This window comes from Bacillus sp. FSL R5-0654, from assembly GCF_038008745.1.
In the GTDB taxonomy this organism is placed as follows: domain Bacteria; phylum Bacillota; class Bacilli; order Bacillales; family Bacillaceae; genus Bacillus; species Bacillus safensis.
Genome location: NZ_JBBOZV010000001.1, coordinates 3,636,889 through 3,663,099, shown reverse-complemented (window position 1 = coordinate 3,663,099; position 26,211 = coordinate 3,636,889). Strand labels below are relative to the sequence as shown.

Genomic DNA, 26,211 nt, shown 5'->3' with positions numbered 1-26,211 from the left:
CAACCGCTTTCATACCTATACAATGGTAAAAAAGGATGGAGGGACCAGTCATGATGCGGCATCAAATATTGTAAAAAAATTTAGATAAAAAATAATGATTAAATTCATCATAATTAATATGGGTATTTAGACTTATTAAATTGAAAGGCGCCCAATAAATGGACGCTTCTTTCAACGATTTTTCAAGATGACATACTCGTAAGGATCAAGTTGAAGCTGCTCAGGCACTTGCTGTCCAGTCAGCATATTCTCATAGCTTGCCTCTGAATCTAGTGACATGTTCTTCTGCTCTTCTGTGAAATTCATCAAAAACACATAGTCCTGCGTACCGTCTGTTCGTTTTTGTACACTGACTCCTTCTGGAATGGCAGTGGATAGGACAGGCTGTATGCCAATACCTGCGATAAGGTCTTCGTAAAACTCATCATAAAAAGACTGCTCATTTTCGGAGGCCATATAGTATGCTTTCCCTTTTTCTAATGAACGGACAGTCAGGGCTGGCTGTCCTTCGTAGCAGCCGTTCTCAAAATGCCCTAACACAGAGGCCGTTTCAGGATGTATAGATTCGCAATATTGTCCGACATGATAGGTGCGTCCATTCCCTGTGGTCATTAACACATGTTCATCAGGCATCAATGTGTTGATTTCCTCTGCCCAAATGCCAAGTACATGGCGCAGAGGGCCAGGAAAACCGCCGAGGAAACAGAGATCATTTTCGTCGACTATGCCGCTCCAGTAAGTCGCGATAAAAATGCCGCCCGCTTTGACAAAGGCTTCAATTTTTTCTGCAACGCCTGGTTTGATCATGTAGAGCATTGGCCCAATGAGCACACGATAGGATGAGAAATCCTTTTCCATCCCGACTATATCAACAGAGATACCTTTTTTCCAAAAGCTTCGATAGTGAGTTTGACAAGCCTCTACATAGCGTTTGTTTGTATTATTTAAGCCTTGCGCATCATCAATGGCCCAGTGATTTTCCCAATCATAAATGATGGCGACCTCTGGCTGAACGGATGTGCCCGCAATTGGGTGCAGCTGCTCCAGTTGTTTCCCTAGATCAGCTACCTCTTGAAACACGCGCGTATGTTCATGACCAGAATGATCGACAACGGCACCGTGGAATTTCTCAGAGGCGCCTCGGCCTTGCCGCCATTGGAAATAAAGCACGGAGTCTGATCCGTGGGCAATTGCCTGCATGGCAGAAAGGTGTGCCATACCTTTATGTTTCACCTTGTTCACTTCATGCCAGTTCACAAGGCTCGGCGTACTCTCCATGACGAGAAACGGCTGTCCGTCCTTTAAGGAACGATACAAATCATGTACAAAGGCAACGTTTGATGCTAATTCGGCCGTTGTTTCTCTGCCGCTATGCCAAGCAGGATAACTATCCCATGAGATCACATCGACCTCTTTTGCAAATTGATGATAATCCAGCCCAAGGAATGGACGCATATGCGGGTAGTCGCCCATAAAGTTCGTGGTTACTGGGATATGAGGCGTCAATTCCCGCAGCGGCTCAATTTCATTTTTGTAAAAATTGATCGTTTGTGCTGTGACAAAGCGCTTCCAATCCAGGTTCATGCCGTGAATCATGTGCTCCCCATGCGGTGCAGGTGACTCGATTTGTGACCAATCACTATACGTGTGGCTCCAAAATCCAGTCCACCAAGCTTGATTCAAAGCCTCAAGGTCATGATTGTATTTGCCTTTCAAATAGTCTCGAAATGCTTCCTGGCAAAGATCGCAATGACATTCGCCGCCGTACTCATTCGAAATGTGCCACATGATCAGTGCTGGATGATCCTTGTAGCGTTCCGCCAGCAGCCGGTTGAGTGTATTCGTTTTTTCTCGATAAACCGGAGAGGTGAAGCAATGATTGTGGCGCAGTCCATGTAAGTTACGCTGACGATTCGCTTCGACGCGCAATACTTCTGGATATGTTTGTGACAGCCAAGCAGGTCTTGCTCCGCTTGGCGTTGCGAGAATGGCGTGTGCCCCCTGCGCTGCCAAGCGGTCCATGATGTCATCCAGCCATGCAAAGTCATACTGACCTTCTGCTGGCTCTAGCTTACTCCATGCGAAAATGTTGATGGAGAATGTTTGACAGTGTGCAAGCTTCATTAATCGAAAATCTTCTTCAATGATCTCTGGCATATGGAGCCATTGATCTGGATTGTAATCGCCACCATGCAAAAAGCCTTTCACATTTGGGTGAACGAGTGGGTAACGCTTTCCCATTTTGTCACGTCCTATCCTTTTAGTTACGGTGTCATTTGTTTAAATACATCAAGAGAAGGCAGTGCTTTTCCGTTGAAATCAAACATCGCTTGATTTTCCCACGCATTTCCGACAGTACCGGTTGTTTGGATATAAGCCAGCCCGTATTGACTAGACCACGGAGCACCTTTCGCTGGAATCCAAAGCGGCTCCCAATAAAAGAACCCTTTTCCGCGGTTGTTGTTTACTTGTGAAATCTTTTCGGATAGATCTCGTATAAAAGATGCCTGGCCCTGAGGTGAGGCGGGATAGCCGGCTGTATTGACAGAGTCTTGATTAAATGAGTTATCTAGGTTGTCACCGTTCGCTGTTGTAAAGCCGTAAGCGGTTTCCACCACGATCACGTCTTTGTTATAGCGGGCACTAATATCATTCATATTGGACGTAAGACCGCTAAAGCCGCCGTCCCAATACGGGTAATAAGATAAACCGATCGTATCGAAGGAGACGCCTCGTTTTGTGATTTCATCAAACCACCAGCGGGATGCACCATTGTCTCCGCCATGTGCAAGGTGAAGCATGATTTTGATGTTTGAATCGACAGAGCGGACGGCATTTGTGCCAGCTTTTAGCAGAGCAGCGAGCCGGTCAAATTCACCACCGCCTTCACCCCAGCTTTTTCCGTTTGGCCACAGCATACCTGAGTTCAACTCATTCCCGACCTGAACCATATTCGGCAAGGCATTTTGCGCTCTCATCGCTTTGAGCACATCACCTGTGTAAGTGCCGACCGCTTTTTCTAAATCGCTTTGTGAGAGGGATGCCCACGCTTTCGGTTTGAATTGTTTACCGGGGTCAGTCCAGAAATCACTGTAGTGAAAATCAAGCAGCACTTTCATGTTTTGTGCTTTTGCACGTTTCGATAAAGCGATGGCTGTATTGAGATCATTTGTGCCGCCGTTATAGGCACGGCCTTGATTGTCATATGGATGGTTCCACAGTCTGATACGCACATAGTTGACGCCTTTATCCTTTAATAGCTTGAGCGGATCAACCTGCTGTCCGTTCTGGTTGTAGTATTTGCCGCCGCTTTTCTCCACTTCTGCAAGCATCGAGATATCGGCTCCCTTGATGAAATCACCTTGCAGTCCATTGATCGGTTTCACAGAAATCGTATCGGCCCTTGCTTCAGGCAGAATACCTAATCCCATCAGAAAGAAAACGACAACAGTGACAAGCAACCATTTCTTCATCAAATCTCCCCTTATCCTTTTGTCCCGCCTTGTGTGAGACCGGACACAAATTGTTTTTGTAAAACAAGGAACAATAAAGCGACTGGAATCGCAATGAGTAAAGCCCCGGCTGCAAAGGTCGTGTAGCTTGCACCCATTTTGTCTGACACAAGATTGTACAGACCGATTGGGAGCGTATACATTTCGGGTGAGCGGACAATGACACTGGAAATGATGAAATCACCCAGCGGACCTGTAAATGAGTTGATTGCGACAACAGCTAAGATGGGCTTAGCGAGAGGCATAATAATTTGGATGAAAATCCGGAAATGCCCTGCGCCGTCCATTCTGGCTGATTCATCGAGATCCTTTGGAATCGCATCAAGATAGCCTTTCATTAAATACGTATTCATCGGAATTTGTCCACCTGCATAAATCAAAATCAGGGCAAGGTGGCTGTTAATGAGTCCAAGCATTTGAGCAAGAACAAAAATCGCTATCAGTGCTGAAAATTGAGGAATCATTTGCAGCAGCAAAAAGAGCATCAGCCCATTTTTCCGTCCTTTGAAGCGGAATCTGGAAAAGGCATAGCCTGTAAAACTGACAAGAACGAGCGTTAAAACCATTGTGGCAATACTGATCTTCATTGAGTTCCAATACCATTTTGCATAAAGTGCCCCCTGACCGAAGAACAGCTCGGTGAAGTGGCTGAACGTTGGATTCTTCGGAAACATGCTTGTACTCATGAGGCTGTTCCCAGGGTTAAAGGAAGCACCGATCGTCCAAAGCAGTGGATATAGAATACAAATGGAGGCAATGAAAAGGATAAAATAAGTGATGCTCAGACGAATGAGCTTGTTTTGTTTTGATCCCATATCACATCATGTCCTCCTCTTTGAATGAATTCGTTCTCTTAAACTGCCAGAGTGCAATGGCGATGACAAAGATTGAAAGTAAGATCGTGACAGCGGCAGCGAGTGCATATTGAGAAGACTGCATCGTGAGTTTGTAAATCCAAGAAACCAAGATGTCCGTTCCCCCTGCAGTTGAGCCAGCGACAGGCGGTCCTCCGCCATTAAATAAGTAGATGATATTAAAGTTGTTAAAGTTAAACGTATATTGCGTGATTAATATAGGCGCAATGGAATAAAGGACAAGCGGTAACGTGATGGACCGGAATTTCTGAAAGAAGTTTGCCCCATCAATGGTCGCAGCTTCGTATAGATCCTCTGGAATTGCTTGCAAAACACCGGTTGTCATAATGAAAACAAAAGGAAATCCAAGCCAAGTCTGCATCGCAATGAGGGCAATTTTGCTCCAAAATGGATCTGTCAGCCATGGTTTTGGATCAATTCCAATCGATGCAAAAAGTGTGTTGTTAATGGCTCCAAATGTATCGTTGAACAGTCCGGCAAACACCAAAATGGTCACAAAACCCGGAACAGCCCAAGGGAGAATCAAAATGGTTCTAAAAAAACGTTTTCCTTTTAAATCCTTCTGATTGAGCAGAACCGCTAGAAAGATGCCGACAGCACATTGAAGGGTCGAAGCAGCCAGCGTCCATACGACGGTCCAGCCAAGTACATCAATGAAAGTGTCTCTCCAAATATCAATTGAAAAGATATTTTGGAAGTTCTTGATCCCTACCCAATCGATCAGATTGGCAGGAGGCGAGTGGTATAAATCGTAGTTCGTAAAGGCAAGCGCAAAGCTGAACATAATAGGAAAGACAACAGAGAATAGAAGTAAAAAGAAAGCAGGAGTGCTCATTAAGTAAGGAAAGCCTTGGTCGATCAGCTGATGATATTGAGCTCGGATGGAATGAAGCGGAATCCCTTGATCACGTTTCTTTCCGTTCATAAAAGCATCACGCATCATGAGTACGTAAAAGCCGATACCAAAACAAGCTGTTAACAGCGCAATAATCCCTTTTGCTAAAAGAAAAACAGAGTTGTCACGAGGCAGCATCGTACCAAGTGTGAACAGCCCCCAAAAGCCAATATTGAATAAATCATAAAATACGATGAAAAAAGAGACGCCGAACAGGAAAAAAAGTGCCCCTTTGCCGTACTGTTTGTTGTACATCTGCCCCATCCCGGGTATTAAGGAGAACATTAGCGCCCGTCTCCGGTGTGTCTTTGATTCCACTATGTGTGTGCGGTCTAGTTCAAGGTTACCCGTCACGTCTAACACCTACTTCATATGAAATTAGATCAAATACGGGCAGCTTGATAGACTTAAAGGCTACCCGTGTTTGATGATTACTTAGAGTGATTTGCTTTAATTTGAGAGTCGATTTGATTGACCGCATCATCAAATGCCTTTTTCACATCTGTCCGGCCTGTTGCAATGAGACCTAACGCGCTGTCAATCGGCTTCCACACCTCTGCCATTTCAGGGGTATTCGGTGTCAGCGTGGCATATTTCGTTTGTTTTGAAACAGCATCCGCATTGGCGTTTCCTGTGATGATTGGATCCTTCATCAGCTTTTTCACTGGTGGAATTTCCTCTGTTACTTCGAATCGCTTCTTCGAATTTTTTTCATTCGTGATAAACTCAACAAATTTCTCAGCTAGGTCTTTATTTTTAGAATAAGAGGAGACGTTGTAGCTCTTTACACCTAAGAATGAGCTCATATGCTTTCCGTTCGGGAGTGTTGGCAGCTCTGTTACGCCATAGTCAATACCAGCTTCTTTATATGGACCAAATGACCATGGACCAGAAATGACAGCTGCGGCCTTTTTCTCTGTGAATAAGGAGTTGAGGACATTGATTCCTTGTTCACCAATGATGCCTTTCGGGAAAAGTCCTTCGCTAAAGAATGTTTGAATGTATTTTCCGCCTTCAACAGCGCCATCGTTGTTCAGGCCAATATCATTCACATCATAGGAGCCATCGCTTTTCTGTTTGAAAATATAGCCTCCTGATCCGCCTAACACACTTTGTGCATAGTAAATTTCATCCCATTTCGCTACAAAACCGTATTTCCCGTTTTTTGTCAGCTTTTTCGAAAGGTCATACCAGCCATCAAGTGTAGTTGGTGCCTTTTTGACAAGGTCTTTGTTATAGAAAAGCACTGTCGTTTCAACGGATTTAGGAAGGCCATACAGCTTGCCGTCTATCGTTTGTGATTGAATGGATTCGTCTGTAAAGGAATCGATCACTTTTTGATCAGGCTTGATTTCCTGTAACAGCCCCTCAGTGACGGCTGATCCAATTTGATCGTGAGGCATCGTGATGACGTCTGGGCCTGTCCCGGCTGCTCCATCAAGGCGGAGAGCTTCGATTTGGTCGGCATACGCTTTTTCGACCACTTTGATTTTCACATCGTTTTGTTTTTCAAATTCTTTTACAGCGTCTTGAATCCCATCAGACTTTTTGACATCCTCCCATACTAGCAAGGTCTTTGTACCTGTAGATGCTGGCTGTGTCCCGCTTGAATTGTCATCTCCTGGCCCGCATGCTGAAAGCAGAAGCACAGCAGTACCAACGACTGCTGATAATGTCGCCCATTTTCCCTTTTTCATTGGTAATCCCCTCTCGTTCTTTTTTCACAGATGATAAGAAAACGCTTTCTTAATGTGAGAATATCAACTTAAGTAAAAAAAGTAAACATATTTTATTAAATTTATTAAGTAAAATTTTTTACTCGTATAGAGAGAAAAGAAGCCCTCCACATGAGGAGGGACTTCCAGTTGATTATATGGTACTTTTCCGAAAAACAGGTTCTGACGCAATCAGCACAGTTTTAGGTAGTGTTCTGCCGTCCACAAGTCTTTCTAAAAGTAAATCGATCGCTGTCTCACAAAGTAATGACGTATGGATGTGATACGTGGTGAGCGGCGGCGACACATATTGAGACACATGAATATCGTTGATACTAAAGACGCTGACGCGGTTCGGCAGAGAAAATCCTCGCTCATTTAATGCTTGTAAGCAGCCGATGGCAAGAGGGTCACTAGCGACACAAAAAGCGGTGGGTAGATCATCACCAAGCTCGTCGATCGCCTTCATCATCAGCGAATAGCCTTCATCTACTGAGAAATGGTGGCCGATATAGACCAATCGCTCATCAAGCATATGGCGGGCCAGCATGTATTCACGGAAAGTCGTTTCACGAATATCTGGAATGTGCACATTCGTATTCAGATCAAGGTCTGTGCCGCCAATGAATCCAATGGATTGGTGCTCTTTTTCGATAAAAGAATCGATGATCTTTTCAACAATTCGTTTTAGGTTCGGCTTTACAGAATCAAAACGGTCTTCATCTGGCGTCGTATCAATAAAGACAATGTGCGGAGTGATCGCATATAATTGGTCAAGTTCTGACGTTTTAAAGCGGCCGATGGCGATGATTCCTTCTGTAGCAGAATCAATGGAATGTAGCCCATCAGACGGATTGTAAGCGGTGACATTTAAGCTCCGAGTATTGGTGAGTTCCTCAATGCCGAGTCGAATGGATTTAAAATAAATATCTTCAAGCTCTTCCTTTTCGGTCATCCAATAGAGAAAGGCGATTTTTTTTAATGAATGTTTGAATGTCTTCTTTTGGTAGGACAAAGCTTCTGCGGCGGCATATACTTTTTCGCGTGTTTGATCGGTGACAGATAGGTTGGGATCTTGGTTCAGTACGCGAGATACCGTTGCAATGGATAAGCCTGCTTTTTCTGCAATGTCCTTTATTTTAGCTGCCAAATCAGCACCTCCTATAGAAAATATCTCCTCTTAGTATAGAGTCTTTAAAAAAATTAGTAAATATTTTTATTAAATTGTTTTCGTTTAGGCGGTTCTTTACGTGCTGGAAAGGAATTAGTAAGATATATATAGGTAAGGTGTTGGATTAAGATTTCTGATAGGAGAGGGACCGATGTATTACGATGCACTGAAGACATTTGTGACAGTGGTGGAGGAGAAGAACTTTACAAAAGCAGCCCAAAAGCTGCGAATTTCTCAGCCAAGTGTCAGTCTTCATATTAAGAACTTGGAGCAGGAATTCCAGACCGTTCTGCTGAATCGTTCACCAAAGCAATTAACCGTTACACCAACTGGGGATATGCTGTACCATCGATCAAAACAAATCATTCGTCTCTATGAACAGGCGAAGCAGGACATTTATGAGCATCACCACCTGGCAAGAGGAAAGCTGACCATCGGGGCGAGCTTCACCATTGGTGAGTATGTGCTGCCGCAAATATTGGCGGAGTTTCATCAGCTCTATCCGCATGTTGATATTGAGGTGGTCATTGATAATACAGAGGCGATCGCTAGACATGTCCGTTTATTCCATGTTGACATTGGTTTGATCGAAGGACAGACCAATGACAAAGAGCTTTCTGTAGAAACTTTTCTAGAGGACGAGCTTTATATTGTGGCGCCATTAGATCATCCTTTTGCCAAGAGAAAAGATGTCACCATTGATCAATTACAAAACGAAACATGGATCACGAGAGAAGAGGGATCAGGGACAGGAGAATATTTACAGCATGTCCTGAAATCAAATGGACTGAAAGCGCGAACCTTTGTGACCTTTAGCAGCAATCAAGCCATTAAAGAAGCTGTGATCCATGGAATGGGTCTTTCTGTTTTATCTAAATATGTCCTCCAGCGAGGCAGCATTGGCGGTGAATTGGCTGTTATTTCTGTCAGAGGCATGGATTTCAAACGAAAGTTCTCCTATGTCGAGTCACCGATGACCGGGGGAAATAAAAATAAGGAATTGCTCGTTGAATTGTTAAGGAAAGAGAAAAAGGACGCTTCTCCTCAGTAGGAGAAACGTCTTTTTTTATAACCCTTTAATTTTGATTTCATCGACTGGAAGGAAAATCTCACCTGTATCTGTATATTTCATGGTGATCTGATCGCCCTCTTTTAAATAAATGACGAGCGGTTCTTTTTCAGATGACATAGTGTAGCTTTTCCCATCGTCTAGCAGGAAGGTGACGGTTGTATAATCACCGGTCTTTTCTTTGTAGACACGTTTGACCTTCCCTGCCGCTTCTTTCTTTTCTTGCTTAGAGGAACTGTTAACGGTACCGCCGCCTTTTTGAAGAGCTGTCTTATAGGCTCTCAGTGCTTCGTTTGGTGTAGAAGCGTACGCGGCGATTTCTGGATTGGCTGCAGAAACGATAAAGTAGTTTTGCAGGAATCCATTTGAATCGAGAACAGGTGTGAGCCAGCTGGCTTCTCCATAGAAATTATAGAGAATCGGCATGCGCCCTTTCCATTTTTTCTCGATGAATCGTTTCTCAATAATTTGCAGAGCGCCCTGAGAATCCATGTAGGATTCTTCAAGATTTCCGGTATAATAAGTCGCTTTTCCTGTTCGGGCATTGGTCAGGGCATATCCGAGCATGGAATCAACGCCCTCTTTCGGACTTGTGAAATCTGTGAAGTAATACATATCTCCTTTTGAATCAAACACTGGGCTCACATTGGCTTCCGTTCCTTCATCGGAAGGCAGCTTGACATCTGACTTTCCAAACATACTGTTCCAGAACCCGTGAATATAGTTTCCGAAATAGCTGTTTTGCAGACTGACTGCCTCTGGTGAAACAGCACCGTCGATAAAGGCAGGTACTTGATCTAGAGCATATTTCTTCGTCGCACCTGTTTTGGCATCAACAACGACGACACCGGAAGCTTTAAAGCCGTTTCGGGCAGAGATGAAATCGCCATACGTTTGAATGTAATAAGGCTTGCCGTCATCATTGATTTCCAGCTGTGTGCCGCCATAGAAAATTAAATCTGGGTACTGGAGACGGATATGCCGCTCAATTTCTTTGTTGAAATAGGAAGAAGGCGTATAGACCATCTCTGTTTTCACGAATTTTGGATTAGCAGAGGAGTCGGTCGCACTTAATGTAAAGTAACCCGGCGTGCTGCCTGCACGAATCCATTTAAAGAAGTCCGAGAACTCCACTGGAGCGATGTATACATACTCACCGTTGACCTTCTGAATTTGCAAGCTGCCAAGCTCATAGTAGCTTGTGTTTGGAACCTGACCAAACGATTTCTTCATTTTGTTCCGAGCAAATTGAGGCGGTACACTCGCAGGTGTTTCTGTCTCATCAAACGCTTTGATTTCTACTTTTTGATCCATTTTCGAGACATCAAATTTCTCATTCGCATTGAATAGGAAAGCTGTCGCCATGTAAACACCGAGCAGCAATAGAATAAGAAACAGCACACCTTTGATCTTACGCTCCAATCCTACTGACAAAAAGGCGCCTGCTGCTGTCACAACAAGTCCAATCAGCCAGAGGGAGGAAGGGTTACGATCTAAATTGGTGATGTAATAGAATACAAAAATACCGATCATGAACAGCAAAGCAAGGCCTGCAATCCACATGAGCGGCACCTGCTGTTCTGTCCCTTTCTTTCTAACGATCAACCTGAGCGGTGTGAGCAAAAGGGTCAAGACAAGACCGATCACAACCGAAAATAACAAAATATATCCCACAAACAGATCTCCTTTCAAATCAATCACTCTTTTAGTATATACGAGTGAGGCGGGGAAAAGATTCAGAAGAATCATACCAATTCAATTTTAAGAAAAAATGAGTTGAAAAGGGTCTTTTAATATTTCGGTAGGTTAAATGATATTGTCCTTGCGCTAGATGATTAGATTTTAGTGAATATTTTGTGGACGTTCCGAGGGGTATATTCTTTTTTATTCATTACTTTATGAATTTATATTGTAATAAATAAGATGTTAAAAGACAGAGATATCTTTTAAACAGTATAAAGATTCGTTTTAATTTTCTACAGAATGAAATAGTTATAATATTCCTAGTATGTTATATTGTGTTTTATATAGTTAATATCAGGAGGTAATTTAAATTGAAAAGACGTATCCCTTTTCTCATTATTTTTACTTTAATTGTATCGTTATTTTCACCGTCTGTAACATTCAATATTAATCGAGAGGCTTCTTCAAGAGACAAAAGAGTCCAAATTGGTTATAAAGAAGCCGATGCTGTATGGGGTCTTGTCATTCGGACTATTTTTGTAAACGGGGTTAAAGCAAGTAAACATTTGTATAAATCAATAAAATATGCCCCTAAATATCCTGCTGGTTTTAAAGCTGTTCAAAATGGGACTAAAAAAGTTACAGTAAATAATAAGAAGTTGTTATCTGAGTTAAAACAGATTGAAGGAGGGACTTGGAAAAAAGTATATAAAGATGGCTATAAAGACGGAAAAAAGGTTTCTGTACATTATTTTCAAAGTAAATCTGGTTTGGTGTATGATGTGAAAGTTAAAAAAGGTTGGAGTGTGAAATGATTTATGAATAAAATAGAACTAAGATATTCTTCACATGAAGATTTAGATAGGATTATTGTTATAAATATCATTGGTATAATCATATCGTTAAAAGAAGGTTTAATTACTATAGAAGAAGCGGAAAAGCTCATGTTCAGTCCTCGAACAATCGATGTTTTAAAGAAGAAAGGGATAAATGAAGAGCTGATAAATATACTTCATTTGGGAACAGAACTTGAAGATGTAGAAAGTTTAATACCACATGAATTAAGTGATAGTTTAGAAGAAATAAGGGTAAAATGCTTAAGGTTTCTGGAAAAAAATACAGAAAATGAAGTTGAAAATAATGTGGTAGATTGTTGAGCTAAAAGTGTATATTATAAAATTTTGAGTAAATTTTTTCGATTTATTGATCAAAACGATGAATTCATAAAAAAGAAGTCTGTGCAAACAGGCTTCTTTTTTATAAGATGGGAACATGAGGAAATGTATGCGCTCACATGAATAAGGAAGGAGTGAAGTCAATTGGCTTCTGTCAGTTTAAGTAGTATTGAAAAAATACGAGCAGCAAGCAGAGGATTACCGCCAAAGTTGAAAGGAATTGCAGAACATATTACGAGTGAACCTGGCGACATTATTCATTTATCAATTGTCGAGCTTGCTAAAAAGACAGCGAGCTCAGAGGCAACGATTTTTCGTCTTTGTAAAAGGCTTGGATTTGAGGGCTTTCAAGATTTGAAGATTGCAATTGCCCAGGAAATAGATCAAACAAAGCCTGATTATGTAGATGAAGAAATGAGTCTTGATGATGATACGGCCGTTTTTATGCAAAAGGTTTTTCAGGCGAATATATCTGCATTAAAGGATAGCTTTCAATTACTGAATCCAGAGGATGTAGAAAAAGCCATACAAATCATTCATGAAGCAAAGCGCTTAGAGTTTTATGGGAGTGGCGGGTCTGGCCTCATTGCAACAGACGCTTTTCATAAATTTATGAGGACAGGTATCAACTGTATTGTTCACACCGATTCCCATTTTCAAGCGATGTCTGCCGGTCTTCTCGACCAGCACAGTACAGTGATTGGTATATCTCATTCTGGCCGTAATAAAGATTTACTCGATGCAATGAAAACAGCAAAGGAAAAAGGAGCGAAAACCATCGGTATTACAAGTTATCAGCGCTCTCCATTGAGCCAGCTTGCCGATGTCACCTTGTATACTTCGACGCAAGAAACGGCTTTTCGAACAGAAGCGATGTCTGCAAGACTTGCTCAGCTCACTGTCATTGACGTACTATACTTTGCACTTGCTCACTTAAGACAGCAGGAAACTTTAACGAATTTAAAACAAATGAGAGAAACCATTTCACAAAAAAGGGTGTAATGGTTTCAAAAATAAATTTTTCTATTAGTGAAAAATGCCGTTGTGGTAACGATTTTGAGCTTTTAAGTGAAAATAATTTTCTTTTTAGTCGTTGAATGTCGAAAAAATTATTCCTATAATGGGATTTAACAGGTATATCAAAACAATAAAATATGATTTCAAATCAATGATTGGGCGTGATACAGATGAAGGGAAACCAGGCGGTAATTGGTTTGGATATTGGAACAACAAGTACAAAGGCGGTTCTGTTTGGACCACAGGGGAAAGTGATAGCAAAGCATTCGGTTCCTTATGATCTCATTCAGCCCCAGCCAGCATGGGTTGAACAGGACCCTGAACATATATTAGAAGCCGTCATTGCAAGTGTAAGAGGTGCGTTGACGAAAGCAGCATTTGATGCAAAACATCTCATAGGCGTCGGGATTAGTACAGCGATGCATTCCTTGATTGTGATGGATAAGGATGGCAAGGCGTTAACGAACAGTATCATTTGGGCAGATAACAGAAGTGCAGAACAAGCGAAGCGAATCACTTCAGACATGGACGGCTTCCAAGTGTATAAAAGAACCGGTACACCGATCCATCCAATGTCACCGCTTTCAAAAATACGGTGGATCAAGGAAATGGCACCTGATGTCTTCAAGAAGGCAGCGAAATTCATTTCTATCAAAGAATATATTCTTTATCATTTCTTCGGTCAGTATGTCGTCGATTATTCAATCGCTTCAGCAACGGGACTGTTCCGTTTGGAAACGCTTCAATGGGATGAGCAGGCGCTGCGTATTGCTGGAATTGAGGCTGATCAATTGTCTGAACTTGTTCCCACGACGTATCAGCTGAGAGGGCTTCAGCCAGAGATCGCCCTGCGAATGGGCATTGCGGAAGATACACCATTTGTTGTTGGTGCGAATGATGGGGTTCTAGCGAACTTAGGTGTGGGAGCGATTGGAAAAGGTGAGGTGGCTGTCACGATTGGGACAAGCGGTGCAGTCCGTACGGTCGTGGACAAACCAATAACAGATGAACAGTCAAGAACGTTCTGCTATGCGTTGACTGATAAGCATTGGGTGGTTGGAGGACCGACGAATAATGGCGGGATCATGCTGAGATGGCTGAAGGATGAATTTGGATCCTCGGAGGTAGAGGTAGCAAAGCGTCTTGGAGTGGACCCTTACGACCTGATGATTGATATTGCGAAAAAAGTTCCAGCCGGCTCAGAGGGACTGCTGTTTCTGCCATTTTTAACAGGTGAGCGTGCACCTTATTGGAATCCAAATGCGAGAGGCACTTTCTTTGGGATCGGTCTTCAGCATAAGCGGGAGCATTTTATAAGAGCTGTGTTAGAAGGCGTCATTATGAGTGTGTTCTCAATCGGTGTTGCCTTAAGGGATTTAACCGGTTCAGCAAAGGATGTCAGGGCGTCGGGCGGATTTGCGCGATCTCCGTTGTGGCGGCAAATTTTAGCGGATACGATGGGCAGGGAAGTACTTGTCCCAGAAAGCTACGAAGCATCAGCACTTGGGGCGGCTGTGCTCGCACTTCATAGTTTAGGTTATATGGAAGAGATAGAAGAGGTTCAAGATTGGATTCGAATCTCTGCCCGTCATGAACCAAATATGGAGAACAATGAAACATACATAGAACTGTTTTACTTATATGAGCGTCTCTATGACAAACTCAAGGATGAATTTGATGTCATTAGTGCGCTTCAATTAAAACAAAATCATTAAACATCAGGGAAAAGGTGGGAGAGCATGCTTTTATTCATCGTGATTGCCGCAATTGTCCTTTTACTCATCCTCATAACAGTTGCTAAGTTGAATCCGTTTGTGAGTTTAATTATTACCTCTATGTTAGTCGGTTTTGCCACAGGGATGGACCTGCAGGAAATCATTCAATCCATCAAAACGGGGTTAGGCAATACGTTATCATTGCTGGCCATAGTTCTAGCGCTTGGAACCATGCTTGGGAAAATGATGGCTGAATCAGGTGGAGCTGAGCGGATCGCTCACACATTAATCGGCCGGTTTGGGACAAAAAATGTGCATTGGGCGATGATGTTTGTTGCCTTTATTGTGGGAATACCTGTCTTTTTCCAGGTCGGATTCGTTCTTCTCATTCCTTTATTGTTTACGATTGCGATTGAAACGGGCATCTCGCTCGTGACAATTGGGATTTCGCTCATTGCTGGCTTGTCTGTCGTTCACGGTCTTGTGCCGCCTCATCCAGCTGCCATGGCAGCTGTCGGCATCTATCATGCCAACGTGGGGAAAACCATTTTCTTTTCCATTATTGTCGGTTTGCCGACAGCTATTATTGCTGGGCCGCTGTATGGAAAGTGGATTGGAAAGCGGATTCATAAACCAGTTCCAGAGCTGCTGAGAAAGCAATTTACTGAACGCAATGAAGATCGAAAACTTCCCGGCTTTGCAAATACGATGTTTACGATTTTGGTGCCAGTGATTTTAATGCTTCTTGCCACACTGGCGGATATTATTTTACCAGAGGACAATATTTGGTATCAGGTATTTAAGTACATCGGAGATCCAATTACAGCACTGCTGATTGCAACGGTGTATTCTTTCTTCAGCCTTGGCTTTGTGCAAGGGATGAGCCGTGACAGGGTGCTTTCCTTTAGTAATGAGTGCTTAGGACCGATTGCTTCTATTCTGCTTGTCATTGGAGCAGGCGGGGCTTTCAATAATGTGCTCATCGATTCGGGTGTTGGTGATTATATTGCAGATTTAGCAAAACACTCGCCGATCTCGCCAATTTTGCTTAGCTGGCTGATTGCTGCGGTTATTCGTGTAGCAACAGGATCTGCTACGGTCTCCATGATGACTGCAGCTGGTATTGTCGCACCAATTGCTGCATCTATGCCGGATGTGAGCAGAGAGCTTCTAGTGTTAGCTACAGGGGCGGGTTCATTGATTTTGTCTCACGTCAATGACTCTGGTTTTTGGCTGATCAAAGAGTATTTTGGTATGACCATTAAAGAAACGTTTTTGACATGGACGGCTATGGAGACGATCATTTCTGTTAGTGCCATTGCACTTATTATGATCATTAATATGTTTATATAGTGAAACGCAACAGCCTGATTCTTCGGAATAGGGCTGTTTTTGCTTTTGGCAATACCACCTTTGTCAGATTGGGGTAAAATAAAGATATTGAGAAGCGGGAGGCGGACACGATCGAACCATTAAAACACGTTTATCATGAATTATTTATTGAAGAATTAGCGGAGAAACTTGCACAAGCGTCGACTGGGTTTGATGCTGGAGAATTCCAGCGGCTTGTGTTTCAAAAGGATTGGCAGCAGCTTGAGTTAAAAGGCAGAATGAGAAGAGTCACTGAATCGATGCATGCCTGTCTGCCTAAGGATTATGAGCAGGCAATTGAGGTGCTGCGTCAGACAGCCCCGCATTTTTCAGGACTTAGTGCGCTTGTATTTCCAGACTACGTCGAAACATATGGCCTAGCGCATTGGGATATCTCGATCAAGGCGCTCGAATTCTTTACGCCTTTTTCCACTTCTGAATTTGCCGTTCGGCCTTTTCTGATTCAGGGTCAAGACAAAATGCTGGCGCAAATGCTTGTATGGTCACAGAATCAAAATGAGCATATTCGGCGGCTGGCGAGTGAAGGATGCAGACCACGTTTGCCATGGGGATTAACTGTTCCTGCACTTAAAAAGGATCCTTCGGTTACGCTGCCTATTTTAGAAAACCTGAAGTCGGACCCAGCGCGCTATGTGCAAAAAAGTGTAGCGAACCACTTAAATGACATTTCAGCGATTCGGCCTGATCTGATGAAGAAGACGGCTAAAAGCTGGTATGGAACGAATGAACATACGAACTGGATCATCAAACATGCATCTCGTACCTTACTAAAAAAAGGCGATCCAGATATCATGGCTTTGTTTGGCTATGGGGATGATCCATCTGTTCAAGTAACAGATTTGAAGGTAGTGCAAGACCCTATTCGTATTGGAGAGAAAATGACCTTTCAATTTACACTTCAGGCGGCTAAGCCACTAAAGCTGCGTGTAGAGTATGCCATAGACTATGTCAAAGCTCGGGGTACCCGCAATCAAAAGGTATTTAAAATCACAGAGTTTGAAACAAGTTCAGCGTTACATAGAGAATTTATCAGGTCTCAGTCCTTTCAAAATATGACGACGAGAAAGCACTATGAGGGAACCCATACTTTAACGATTATCATCAACGGCATTCCAAAAGCGTCGATTGATTTTGAGGTAACAGAAGATAGCAGCTCATAAAAAAACCCGCCATTTCGGCGGGTTTTGGTATTTAAGCCTTCTTTTTCATTAAGAATGAAGCGATGATGGCAGCGACTAAGAAACCGATGCTGATAATGGAGCTAGGCAGGTTTTCTTGTCTGAATAGGAACAAAACAAAGCTCAAACTGAGTACAAGACCTGCAAATAAAGTTAGATACGGAAACAGCCACACCTTGAAATACGGCTCCTGTGGATATTTTGGACGCAGCTTCAGATGTGCCATACAAATGCTGATCCAAATGAGTGAAACAGCAAAACCAGGAATAGCCAGCATGTAGCTGAAAATTTGGTCTGGATATAAGTAAGCAAAAAATGTTCCAATGAGAAGAAATAGAACGGTAACCCATAAACTTAAAATGGGTACGCCTCTTTTGTTGACCTGTGCCAGTTTTTTCGGACCGCCGTCTGATTTAGAAAGAGAATGAATCATTCTCGTCGTTCCATAAATTCCAGAATTGGCCGCAGATAGAACGGCTGTAATCAAGACAAAATTAATGAAGTGAGAGGCGCCCTGCATACCAGCAGCAGAAAAGACTTGGACAAAAGGACTGTTATTTGGGTCAATTTGATTCCAAGGAATGAGTCCGCAGATGATCAAAATCGGCAATGTGTAAAATAAGATAATCCGCCACATCATACTTTTGACTACTCCAGGCAAGACCTTCTCCGCATCCTTTGTTTCAGTAATGGTCAGCCCGATCAATTCAGAGCCTCCATAAGAGAAAATAACCACTAAAAGTGATGCAAAGATCGCACCCCATCCATTCGGGACGAAGTTTTGATAGTTGGTAAGCGCTGGTGTGCTTTGTTCGTTTGGAATGATCCCAAATAATAATGCTGCACCGAGAATAATAAAGACAATAATAACGAAAATCTTCATTCCAGCGAACCAAAACTCAATTTCACCAAAGTATTTTACATTATTTAAGTTAATTCCGATGACTAAGAGTGAGCAAAGTAAACATAGTGACCATAACGGCACGTTCGGCAGCCAGTATTGAAGCAGACTGCCAGCTGCAATAATCTCAATGACACATACAGTGAGCCACATAAAACAGTAAACCCAGCCGACAACAAATGAAAAACGTTGACCAAGCGCAATTTGTATAAGGTCGCGTAGATTATTTCCCGGGTACACAATGGCCATTTCGGCTAATGCTGCCATTACAATGAGGAGCAGCAATCCGGCAAATACATAGGAAAAAATAACCCCAGGGCCTGCTAAACCAATTGTATCGGCACTTCCTTTAAAGATTCCTGTACCAATGACCCCGCCCATCGCAATCATGCGAATGTGACGCGGTGATAAAAGCTTTTTTAATTCTTGTTGCTCCTGATTCGCGCTCATGACGTTCTCCTTTTTTAAAAAATGCTTATGTTCCATTTTCTTTTTTCAAGACGTCAGTGTCAATATAAAAAAAGAGATTTTTCAGACAAAAATAGAGGTTGATTCTATCAAAACATATATTTATATCCATAATTAACTTATTTTATCCATATCCTAAAAATGAAACTTCAAATAAATGAACATTTGCCTTATTTATGACATAAACAATTTTCAGTTTTTGTCGATATATCATTTGTACTACTAAAGTCCTAATAAAGAATTGTTTATAACTGTAAAATATTTCAAGAACGTTAAAGTTGAAAGGAGTTATGAAAGATGTTTAAGAGGAAAGCAAATGATTCATCGGCTGAAATCCTTCTGAGTGAAAGCAGCCAATTAATAGAACGAATTGAAAAGGGAGACCTTTCAGCAAGATTAGATACTGCTGCATTTTCTTCTAGCCAAACGATAGAAGCAGTGGCGCAAATGAATGAAGCTTTGCAAAAGATGCAGGAAGCACATGAAAATATTCAAATGCGGGTGGAATTAGTGACAAAAGCCATTCAAGTTGGCTTATGGGATATGATCGTCATCGCTGGAGACCCGGTCAATCCAAAAAATGAATTCACATGGACGGATGAATTCCGAAAAATGCTCGGCTTTCAAAATGAGCACGATTTTCCAAACCTATTAGACAGTTGGGCATCTCGAATTCATCCGGATGAACAAGAATATACATTAGATGCATTTGCTTCGCATTTATTGGATCATTCAGGGCGTACGCCGTATGATATTGAATATCGCTTAAAGTTAAAAAACGGAGATTATCGCTGGTTCAAAGCAACTGGAACGACTGTTCGCGATCGGAATGGTGTCCCTCTTCGTGTGGCGGGAGCACTTTTTGATATTCATGATCAGAAATTGAAAGAAGAAGAGCTGCAAGCATTTGTCACAAGATATGACTTAATCAACCGTGCGCTTGTCGAAGCTCCTTGGGACATGGTGGTAGAGGCCGGCGATCCAGTCAATCCAAATAACGAATTCTGGTGGTCTCCGCAGTTCAGAACAACTCTTGGCTTTACAGACGAAAAAGATTTCCCGAATGTTCTGAGCAGCTGGAGCGACCGTCTGCATCCTGAGGATCAAGAAATGGCTTTACAAGCCTTTGCAGATCATTTAAATGACCACTCTGGACGCACACCGTTTGATATTGATTACAGATTGCAACGCAAAAATGGTGAGTACCGCTGGTATCATGCAGGTGGTGAAACCATCCGTGATGAAAAAGGTGTGCCTCTTCGTGTGGCAGGAACCATTCGTGACATCACGTTAGAAAAAAACAAAGAGAAAACAGCAGATGAAATGGCTTCACAAGTAGAACAGCTTTCAAGTTCTATTAGTGAGATGGTTTCGGGCATTAGCTCTGTGACAAATCAAGCACAGGAGCTGGCTGTCGCTCAAGAGCAGTCAACGTCTGCCGCACACTTAGCAAAAAATAGTGCAGATGAGACAAAAAATATTTCTGACTTAATCAAAGAAGTGGCAAACCAAACGAACCTGCTTGGTCTAAATGCTGCGATTGAAGCAGCTAGAGCTGGTGAACAAGGCCGCGGATTCTCTGTCGTTGCAGATGAAGTACGAAAGCTGGCGCTGCATAGTGCCAATGCAACGGAAAATATTGAATCTAGTTTAACGGATATGAAAACACAAATTGATGAAATTCTTGAAAATATCTCGAATATGACAGCTCTTACGCAAACTCAGGCTGCTTTAACAGAGCAAGTGAATGCTGCAGTCGATGAAGTGAATCACATGTCTCAGCGTCTTGTGGCGTATTCAAAGAGTATTTAATCGTCAAAAACCGCCCTCTCATAGAAGGCGGTTTTTTTCATTAAATTTGATCTGCTGGGAAAACAATACCTGCATCTTTTCTTGCGGCATCAAGAACTTTCATCACGGAGAGACTTTCATCAAGCCATGCATAGCACTGTTCATGATTTTTTGTTTCAATGATCTGCTGGAAGGCTTCTGCTTCATAAAACAGACGATTTGGATTCGTTTGTGCATTGAGTGAGATGACCCTGTCATCAACATGCAGCAGCACTTCCTCGCACCCATTCGCCCCATTTTTCACATGAATGAAGCCTTTTTCTCCTTGAATCAATGCAAAGTTCATGCTGCTTGTATCCTTACTGCCGACACTTGTCGCAATAAAATCATTGTAAGTGAACGTCAAAACACCAGATGTGTCTATACCGTTTGGATGGCGGTTTGCCTGATATCGGACTTGCTCTGGTGATCCAAAGAGGTTCATGATGAAATGGACATTATAGATGTTAATATCCATCAGCGCTCCTCCAGAGAACTCAGGGTTAAAGACATTTGGCGTTTCGCCGGCTAGCAGCTGATTATATTTGCTTGAATATTGACTATAGTTGCATTGAACCAGTTTGATTTTACCTAATTGATGAAGGTGCTTTTTGATCAAATGATAGTTTGGCATATGAACGGTCGTAATGGCTTCAAATAGGAGAAGCTGCTTTTCCTTTGCGAGAGCGATTAAGGCTTCCAGCTCTTTCACATTAGAGGTGAAAGGCTTTTCGCATATCACATGTTTTCCGTGTTTCAATGCTTTCGTTGCATGCTCGCTATGTAAACGATTCGGTGATGCGATGTAAACGGCTTCTACGTGAGGATCTTCTAGCATAGCAGTTAGATCCGTATAAGTTGTTTGCACCCCAAATTTGTCTGCGAGCTTCTTTGCCGTTGCTTCCTTTCTTGAATAGACAGCGTGACAAGAAGCACCGTCGAGCTGTTCAATCGCTTGCAGGAAGCCTTCCACAATGATACCTGTTCCAATGGTTGCGATGTTCATTCTCAAAACCCCTTCCACTCGTTTAAGCTGACTCTAGTATAACCGATGTTTTCATTGAACGTGTACTGAGATACCTGAGCGAAGGTGTGCCAGTGACCAACACCGGCACACCTTTGGCAGCCCTTACAATCAGCTGATATTTGCTAATGTTTGCTTTGTTAACAATTGAATAGCTGCCTTCCTTTTTTTTAACTCTTGAATAGAGTGCTGGATATCTTCGACTTTTTGCTCGAGCAGCTGTTCAGCTTCTGTTTTTGACTTTTTTTCGAAAAGTGATTTGATAATTTCACGAATTTCTTTAAGTGAGAAATCTAGCTTTCTCGCTTCGGTGATAAATGACAGCATGAGTACATATTTTTTATCATATAGACGATAGCCGTTATGCGCTCTTTTGGGCTCTGGGAGCACCCCTTCATTTTCGTAAAAGCGAATGGTTTCAATATGTACTCCAGACATTTTTGACAATTTACCTCTCGTAAACGTAATCATTCCCTGCACCTCCTTTCTTTGCTATTCATCATACAATTAGATTTGCTCGTTTCAAAACATTCTATAGTGGTGGACAATTGTTCTGTTTTACTTGTTTCAAATGGGTGATCAGCACGATGAATAGAATGCGTTATAATAGAGTAGACTCTTGTGATATTTGTTACAGATAAGAACAAGTAGACAGCGTGAAGAAAAAACGATAGGCTAAAATAGGTAAATAGTAATGAAATAACCTGTCATCATCGTAATGGTGGCTCAAAATAGTGACAGCACGTTTTTGCTGAGAAAAGGGGACCAGTGAATGTATAAATTAGTCGCAATTGATATGGATGGTACGTTATTAAATGATCAACATATGGTGCCGGATGAAGTGTTTGAAGCCATTCAACAGGCTAAGGCAGAAGGGATTAAAATTGTTTTATGTACAGGCCGGCCAATTGGCGGGGTAAATCGCTATTTAGCTGATCTTCAGCTTGATCAAGAGGGAGATTATGTGATCGCCTATAATGGAGCGCTTGTTCAAAACAGCCATACAAATGAAGTGGTGTCAGAGCTGACATTATCCTATGATGACTTAACTTCGTTATATGAATTGAGCCGTCAGCTGGACACGCCGATGCATTATTTCGATTCAGCCAATTTATACACACCGAATCGCGATATTAGTGAATACACAGTGCTTGAATCCTACTTAACAAAACTGCCGCTGAAATATATGCCTGTTGAAGAGGCAGATTCATCGATGAGACTTCCAAAAATGATGTATATTGATCAGCCAGAACGTTTGGAAAAAACGATACAAGCCATTCCATCTGAAGTGAAGGAAAAGTATATGATGGTAAAAAGTACAGATTTCTTCCTTGAAATCCTGCATCCTGATGTGAGTAAGGGAAATGCCGTGAAGCTTCTAGCGAAGGAGCTGGGAATTCCTCGTGAAGAAGTCATGGCTATTGGGGATAACGGGAACGACGTCTCAATGCTAGAGTTTGCGGGCTGCGGCGTCGCTATGGGAAATGCCATTGATCATGTCAAAGCCGTAGCTGATGTTGTAACAAAATCTAATAATGAAGCTGGAGTAGCACATGTCCTGCATGAGCTGGTTTTAGGAAAATAAGAAAAGAGCGGTCTGCCAGTGCGGTAGCCGCTTTTTTTATATATTGGAGAAAAAGTAAACAAGCATACGTCTGCTGCTTAAATTCGTCTTTTGCAGCATCGCTTTCACATGATCATGAACGGTATGGGGTGAAATATATAACGTACTCGCAATTTCCTTTGTCGACTGGCCCTTTAATAAGCAGTCGAGGACGTTCATCTCTCTTTCTGTCAGCCTGTACGTTTTCGCTGCATAAGGAAGAATATCATTTGTTTGGGCTCGTTTGATGTGAATCATGATAGCCTCCTCCTGCCTGTCAGCCTGCGCCAATCGAAAGGCTTGAAGGGAAAGAAAGACCCCCGTAGGCATTCTTGTGATGCTTGCTGCTGTTTGATCGGTCCCGCCGTATAAAAGTTTAGCGCCTAATGCTCTGAACGGGCGGGGCATGACGGATTGGTCATGGATTTGTTCAAAGGCTTGAAATGTACGAAGCCAATGGAGCCCTGTCTCATTTCCATAAAGAAGCTTGTAATGAGTTGAAAGCATGAGAAATCCTTGCTGCTCCGCCGCATCATCATCTTCAGTGTCTCTTTTTTTGAAAAGCTCATCTCTCAGCTTGGCTGCAAGTGCCGGTGTTAGATCGATGACTGCTTGTATATCTCGCTTCTGAAAAGGTTCCTTGCCCTTTTGACGATAAAGGCTGGCGATACCCCAGCATTCTCCTTGAATCACAAGGGCTGCCCGCAATTCATCAGACCAACCGTTAGGTAACAAAATATGCTGATAGCGCTCGCTGTTCAAATATGCCCCGCTTTGGATGAGACTCGCAGCATGAATAGGGCCTTTGGCTAGAAACTCATGCTGATGCACGTCCCTTTTTAAAAATTCATTTTGAAAGAGCTGGTCATGAATTTCTTCAATCGGTTCATCAGTGTAGGAACCTGTCGAGAGGAGAGTGGCTGGATCGATGGTTGTGATACAGACGGCATCAAAATCAATGACAGCAGCAAGCTCGTCCCGAATGTGCTGCCTTATCTGCTGAAAATGAGTGGCTGGATTGACCACATGATCTCCTCCTCAAAAACCCCCACTTTTAGGGATCGTTTTTTCTGGTGCCTCTTTTTACAATAAAGACGTCATATCATTAGTGTACAGGAAACGATGGAAAGCGGAAAGGAACTGGAGGAGAATCATATGAAAGGAAACCAGCATTGGCAAGACCCTGTTGCTGAATCATACGCAGCAACGATTTCACATAAAGTACCCGGCTATCACCTTTTGCATGAGTTATCAGTAGATGTATTAGAAACTGAAATAAAGGGAGCGGCCTCTCGTATTCTAACTGTCGGAGCGGGTGGGGGCGAAGAGATCATCAACATGCTTCAGAGAAAAGAAGACTGGCTCATCACAGGAGTCGATCCGTCTGCATCTATGCTGGATATGGCGAAACAGCGGGTTTCACAGCTCCATATGCAGGCGCGTGTCACCTGGTATGAGACCACATTAAACAAGGTGTCTGCTGAAGCTGTTTACGATGCCGCAGTGAGCCTGCTCGTGATTCATTTTGTAGAAAATCGGCTGCCATTTTTACAGGAGATTGCCCGAAGGCTTCAACCAGGGGCCCCGTTTGTACTCGCATTTATACAAGGAGAGATGAATTCCAGCGCATTTCAGCAAGAGCTTCATATGCTGTCTCTTTTCATGAAGCGGCAAGGTCTAGGAAAAGAAGTGTTTTCGTCCTTTAATGACAGGGTGGGACGTGCAACATATCCTGTGCCTGAGGAGGAGATGAGAGGACATTTAATGGAGGCGGGGTTTCGAGACATCAGACCTTATTTTCAGGCAGGAATGATCAAAGGGCTTGTTTGCAAGCGAGGTCGTAGAGAGGCGGATGAGAGATGAGATCACAGGTGATGGTAATTGGCGGCTATGGACATGTCGGACAGCAAATATGTCTTCAGTTAAGTGAAGTGTATCCAGGGCAAATTGTTGCGGCGGGCAGGAGCTATGAGAAGGCCGAACAATTTTCACAGCAGACAAAAAGAAGGGTCCGTTCTTACAAACTAGATGTTAGTCAGCCATTACATTCTGACTGGATGGATGAAACAAAGCTGGTGATCATGTGTCTCGATCAAGATGACACGTCATTTGCTGAAACCGTTCTGCGGGCAGGCATTGATTATATTGATATTTCTGCAAAGGGGGCGTATATGGAGCAAATGGCACAGCTGGATCTGCAGCAAATCAGTGCAACGGCTTTGCTCAGTGTAGGTCTCGCGCCCGGTCTTACAAATTTATTAGCTGCAAAAGCGGCATCTATGCTTTCATCAGTGGATCAAATAGATATTGGGATTATGCTTGGGTTGGGGGATCAGCATGGAAAAGCCGCCATTGAATGGACGATTGATCATGTCCATACTGATTATGAACTTACTGAGCATGATCAGCGGAAAAGAGTGAAAAGCTTTACTGGAGGCAGACAGGTCAACTTTGGTGAACAGCTTGGAAAGCGGTATGCCTATCGATTCCCCTTCTCTGATCAACAGACATTGCCTTCCACACTTCGTGTGCCATCTGTGACGACAAGGCTTTGTTTTGATTCACGTCTCGCGACGGGTGCATTGGCCTTCACAAGGAGCCTTGGACTGACGTCGTTCCTTACACTGCCGAAGATGAAGGACAGAGCCATTTCAATGATTCAATCTTCTCAAGCGGGAACAGATCAATATGCAGTCAAAGTGGAAGCGGCAGGGACGGATGGGAAAAAGGTTCATCATGCAGCGCTTGGTATAAAAGGACACGACGAGTCTCAAGCAACAGCTCAAGTCGCCTGTGCTGCGGCCCTGCATTTATTGAGCAGGCGGTTTCAGCCAGGAATTTTTCATATTGAAGAATTATTTTCACTAACATTTGAGAACGTTTATTTTGCTTTGATGGATCAAAAAACAAAGAAAGAGCAGGCATTAGCGATAAGAGCCAGCCTTTTGACAGCATAAAAGCAGCGTGCAGACAAACCCTCGCATTCGG

Annotated in this window: 22 protein-coding genes; 11 read left to right on the top strand and 11 right to left on the bottom strand. The window is 42.8% G+C overall.

Going from position 1 to position 26,211, the window contains the following annotated elements:
- Positions 1–171: 171 nt before the first annotated feature.
- From NSS76_RS18705 to NSS76_RS18680, 6 genes are all read right to left on the bottom strand, one after another.
- Positions 172–2,241, bottom strand: coding sequence for a beta-galactosidase (locus NSS76_RS18705; RefSeq protein ID WP_044334882.1), 2,070 nt, complete (start codon positions 2,239–2,241; stop codon positions 172–174).
- Between the two features lie 23 nt (positions 2,242–2,264).
- Positions 2,265–3,473 (bottom strand): glycoside hydrolase family 53 protein, encoded by a 1,209-nt coding sequence (locus NSS76_RS18700; RefSeq protein WP_044334884.1) that lies wholly within the window; start codon positions 3,471–3,473, stop codon positions 2,265–2,267.
- Positions 3,474–3,484: 11 nt separating this feature from the next.
- Positions 3,485–4,327, bottom strand: coding sequence for a sugar ABC transporter permease (locus NSS76_RS18695; protein WP_024423962.1), 843 nt, complete (start codon positions 4,325–4,327; stop codon positions 3,485–3,487).
- Between the two features lies 1 nt (position 4,328).
- The gene (locus tag NSS76_RS18690; RefSeq protein WP_282102253.1) at positions 4,329–5,546 is read right to left on the bottom strand and encodes a carbohydrate ABC transporter permease; all 1,218 of its coding nucleotides are present in this window, start codon (positions 5,544–5,546) and stop codon (positions 4,329–4,331) included.
- A gap of 167 nt (positions 5,547–5,713) precedes the next feature.
- Positions 5,714–6,979 carry an extracellular solute-binding protein gene (locus NSS76_RS18685; protein ID WP_341082610.1) on the bottom strand — a complete coding sequence of 422 codons (1,266 nt, stop codon included), beginning with the start codon at positions 6,977–6,979 and terminating at the stop codon, positions 5,714–5,716.
- A gap of 172 nt (positions 6,980–7,151) precedes the next feature.
- Entirely contained in the window at positions 7,152–8,147 is a 996-nt protein-coding gene (locus NSS76_RS18680) for a LacI family DNA-binding transcriptional regulator (protein WP_044334886.1), read from the bottom strand.
- Between the two features lie 172 nt (positions 8,148–8,319).
- Between NSS76_RS18680 and NSS76_RS18675 the strand changes: the two genes are divergently transcribed.
- Positions 8,320–9,219, top strand: a complete 900-nt coding sequence (locus tag NSS76_RS18675) for a LysR family transcriptional regulator (RefSeq protein ID WP_024427566.1) — start codon at positions 8,320–8,322, stop codon at positions 9,217–9,219.
- A gap of 15 nt (positions 9,220–9,234) precedes the next feature.
- Here NSS76_RS18675 and NSS76_RS18670 read toward each other — a convergent pair whose 3' ends face one another.
- On the bottom strand, positions 9,235–10,911 hold the full coding sequence (locus NSS76_RS18670) for a hypothetical protein (protein ID WP_257802316.1): 1,677 nt from the start codon (positions 10,909–10,911) through the stop codon (positions 9,235–9,237).
- Between the two features lie 380 nt (positions 10,912–11,291).
- Between NSS76_RS18670 and NSS76_RS18665 the strand changes: the two genes are divergently transcribed.
- The 6 genes from NSS76_RS18665 to NSS76_RS18640 all read left to right on the top strand — a co-directional run bounded on the left by NSS76_RS18665 (position 11,292) and on the right by NSS76_RS18640 (position 17,379).
- The gene (locus NSS76_RS18665; RefSeq protein ID WP_024423957.1) at positions 11,292–11,735 is read left to right on the top strand and encodes a hypothetical protein; all 444 of its coding nucleotides are present in this window, start codon (positions 11,292–11,294) and stop codon (positions 11,733–11,735) included.
- Between the two features lie 3 nt (positions 11,736–11,738).
- Positions 11,739–12,077 (top strand): DUF3969 family protein, encoded by a 339-nt coding sequence (locus NSS76_RS18660; protein ID WP_024423956.1) that lies wholly within the window; start codon positions 11,739–11,741, stop codon positions 12,075–12,077.
- Positions 12,078–12,239: 162 nt separating this feature from the next.
- The gene (locus NSS76_RS18655; protein ID WP_024423955.1) at positions 12,240–13,097 is read left to right on the top strand and encodes a MurR/RpiR family transcriptional regulator; all 858 of its coding nucleotides are present in this window, start codon (positions 12,240–12,242) and stop codon (positions 13,095–13,097) included.
- A gap of 185 nt (positions 13,098–13,282) precedes the next feature.
- Complete coding sequence (gene gntK / locus NSS76_RS18650; protein WP_024423954.1) at positions 13,283–14,827, top strand: gluconokinase; 1,545 nt, start codon at positions 13,283–13,285, stop codon at positions 14,825–14,827.
- Between the two features lie 24 nt (positions 14,828–14,851).
- Complete coding sequence (locus NSS76_RS18645) at positions 14,852–16,180, top strand: GntP family permease (protein ID WP_197173033.1); 1,329 nt, start codon at positions 14,852–14,854, stop codon at positions 16,178–16,180.
- Positions 16,181–16,290: 110 nt separating this feature from the next.
- Positions 16,291–17,379 (top strand): hypothetical protein, encoded by a 1,089-nt coding sequence (locus NSS76_RS18640; protein WP_029706442.1) that lies wholly within the window; start codon positions 16,291–16,293, stop codon positions 17,377–17,379.
- A 31-nt stretch (positions 17,380–17,410) separates the two neighbouring features.
- Here NSS76_RS18640 and NSS76_RS18635 read toward each other — a convergent pair whose 3' ends face one another.
- Positions 17,411–18,748 carry an amino acid permease gene (locus NSS76_RS18635; RefSeq protein ID WP_024423951.1) on the bottom strand — a complete coding sequence of 446 codons (1,338 nt, stop codon included), beginning with the start codon at positions 18,746–18,748 and terminating at the stop codon, positions 17,411–17,413.
- Between the two features lie 315 nt (positions 18,749–19,063).
- On the opposite strand from NSS76_RS18635, the gene NSS76_RS18630 reads away from it, so the two are divergent.
- Complete coding sequence (locus NSS76_RS18630) at positions 19,064–20,578, top strand: methyl-accepting chemotaxis protein (RefSeq protein WP_024423950.1); 1,515 nt, start codon at positions 19,064–19,066, stop codon at positions 20,576–20,578.
- Between the two features lie 40 nt (positions 20,579–20,618).
- Here the strand turns inward: NSS76_RS18630 and NSS76_RS18625 are convergent, their stop codons facing one another.
- Positions 20,619–21,602, bottom strand: coding sequence for a Gfo/Idh/MocA family protein (locus NSS76_RS18625; RefSeq protein ID WP_024423949.1), 984 nt, complete (start codon positions 21,600–21,602; stop codon positions 20,619–20,621).
- A 129-nt stretch (positions 21,603–21,731) separates the two neighbouring features.
- Positions 21,732–22,091, bottom strand: a complete 360-nt coding sequence (locus tag NSS76_RS18620) for a MerR family transcriptional regulator (RefSeq protein WP_024423948.1) — start codon at positions 22,089–22,091, stop codon at positions 21,732–21,734.
- A gap of 301 nt (positions 22,092–22,392) precedes the next feature.
- Between NSS76_RS18620 and yidA the strand changes: the two genes are divergently transcribed.
- Positions 22,393–23,205, top strand: coding sequence for a sugar-phosphatase (yidA, locus tag NSS76_RS18615; RefSeq protein ID WP_341082607.1), 813 nt, complete (start codon positions 22,393–22,395; stop codon positions 23,203–23,205).
- A 36-nt stretch (positions 23,206–23,241) separates the two neighbouring features.
- Here yidA and NSS76_RS18610 read toward each other — a convergent pair whose 3' ends face one another.
- Positions 23,242–24,249 (bottom strand): helix-turn-helix transcriptional regulator, encoded by a 1,008-nt coding sequence (locus NSS76_RS18610; protein WP_024423946.1) that lies wholly within the window; start codon positions 24,247–24,249, stop codon positions 23,242–23,244.
- Positions 24,250–24,378: 129 nt separating this feature from the next.
- Between NSS76_RS18610 and NSS76_RS18605 the strand changes: the two genes are divergently transcribed.
- Both NSS76_RS18605 and NSS76_RS18600 read left to right on the top strand, forming a co-directional pair.
- The gene (locus tag NSS76_RS18605) at positions 24,379–25,086 is read left to right on the top strand and encodes a class I SAM-dependent methyltransferase (RefSeq protein ID WP_172881132.1); all 708 of its coding nucleotides are present in this window, start codon (positions 24,379–24,381) and stop codon (positions 25,084–25,086) included.
- Positions 25,083–26,180, top strand: a complete 1,098-nt coding sequence (locus tag NSS76_RS18600) for a saccharopine dehydrogenase family protein (protein ID WP_341082606.1) — start codon at positions 25,083–25,085, stop codon at positions 26,178–26,180. The genes NSS76_RS18605 and NSS76_RS18600 overlap by 4 nt, the downstream gene beginning before the upstream one ends.
- Positions 26,181–26,211: the final 31 nt, after the last annotated feature.

Excerpts from the sequence above, each read along its gene's own strand:
- NSS76_RS18705 (WP_044334882.1), bottom strand. The coding sequence starts at position 2,241 with ATGGGAAAGCGTTACCCACTCGTTCACCCAAATGTGAAAGGCTTTTTG.
- NSS76_RS18700 (WP_044334884.1), bottom strand. The coding sequence starts at position 3,473 with ATGAAGAAATGGTTGCTTGTCACTGTTGTCGTTTTCTTTCTGATGGGA.
- NSS76_RS18695 (WP_024423962.1), bottom strand. The coding sequence starts at position 4,327 with ATGGGATCAAAACAAAACAAGCTCATTCGTCTGAGCATCACTTATTTT.
- NSS76_RS18690 (WP_282102253.1), bottom strand. The coding sequence starts at position 5,546 with ATGGGGCAGATGTACAACAAACAGTACGGCAAAGGGGCACTTTTTTTC.
- NSS76_RS18685 (WP_341082610.1), bottom strand. The coding sequence starts at position 6,979 with ATGAAAAAGGGAAAATGGGCGACATTATCAGCAGTCGTTGGTACTGCT.
- NSS76_RS18675 (WP_024427566.1), top strand. The coding sequence starts at position 8,320 with ATGTATTACGATGCACTGAAGACATTTGTGACAGTGGTGGAGGAGAAG.
- NSS76_RS18660 (WP_024423956.1), top strand. The coding sequence starts at position 11,739 with ATGAATAAAATAGAACTAAGATATTCTTCACATGAAGATTTAGATAGG.
- gntK (WP_024423954.1), top strand. The coding sequence starts at position 13,283 with ATGAAGGGAAACCAGGCGGTAATTGGTTTGGATATTGGAACAACAAGT.
- NSS76_RS18645 (WP_197173033.1), top strand. The coding sequence starts at position 14,852 with ATGCTTTTATTCATCGTGATTGCCGCAATTGTCCTTTTACTCATCCTC.
- NSS76_RS18635 (WP_024423951.1), bottom strand. The coding sequence starts at position 18,748 with ATGAGCGCGAATCAGGAGCAACAAGAATTAAAAAAGCTTTTATCACCG.
- NSS76_RS18630 (WP_024423950.1), top strand. The coding sequence starts at position 19,064 with ATGTTTAAGAGGAAAGCAAATGATTCATCGGCTGAAATCCTTCTGAGT.
- NSS76_RS18625 (WP_024423949.1), bottom strand. The coding sequence starts at position 21,602 with ATGAACATCGCAACCATTGGAACAGGTATCATTGTGGAAGGCTTCCTG.
- NSS76_RS18620 (WP_024423948.1), bottom strand. The coding sequence starts at position 22,091 with ATGATTACGTTTACGAGAGGTAAATTGTCAAAAATGTCTGGAGTACAT.
- yidA (WP_341082607.1), top strand. The coding sequence starts at position 22,393 with ATGTATAAATTAGTCGCAATTGATATGGATGGTACGTTATTAAATGAT.
- NSS76_RS18605 (WP_172881132.1), top strand. The coding sequence starts at position 24,379 with ATGAAAGGAAACCAGCATTGGCAAGACCCTGTTGCTGAATCATACGCA.
- NSS76_RS18600 (WP_341082606.1), top strand. The coding sequence starts at position 25,083 with ATGAGATCACAGGTGATGGTAATTGGCGGCTATGGACATGTCGGACAG.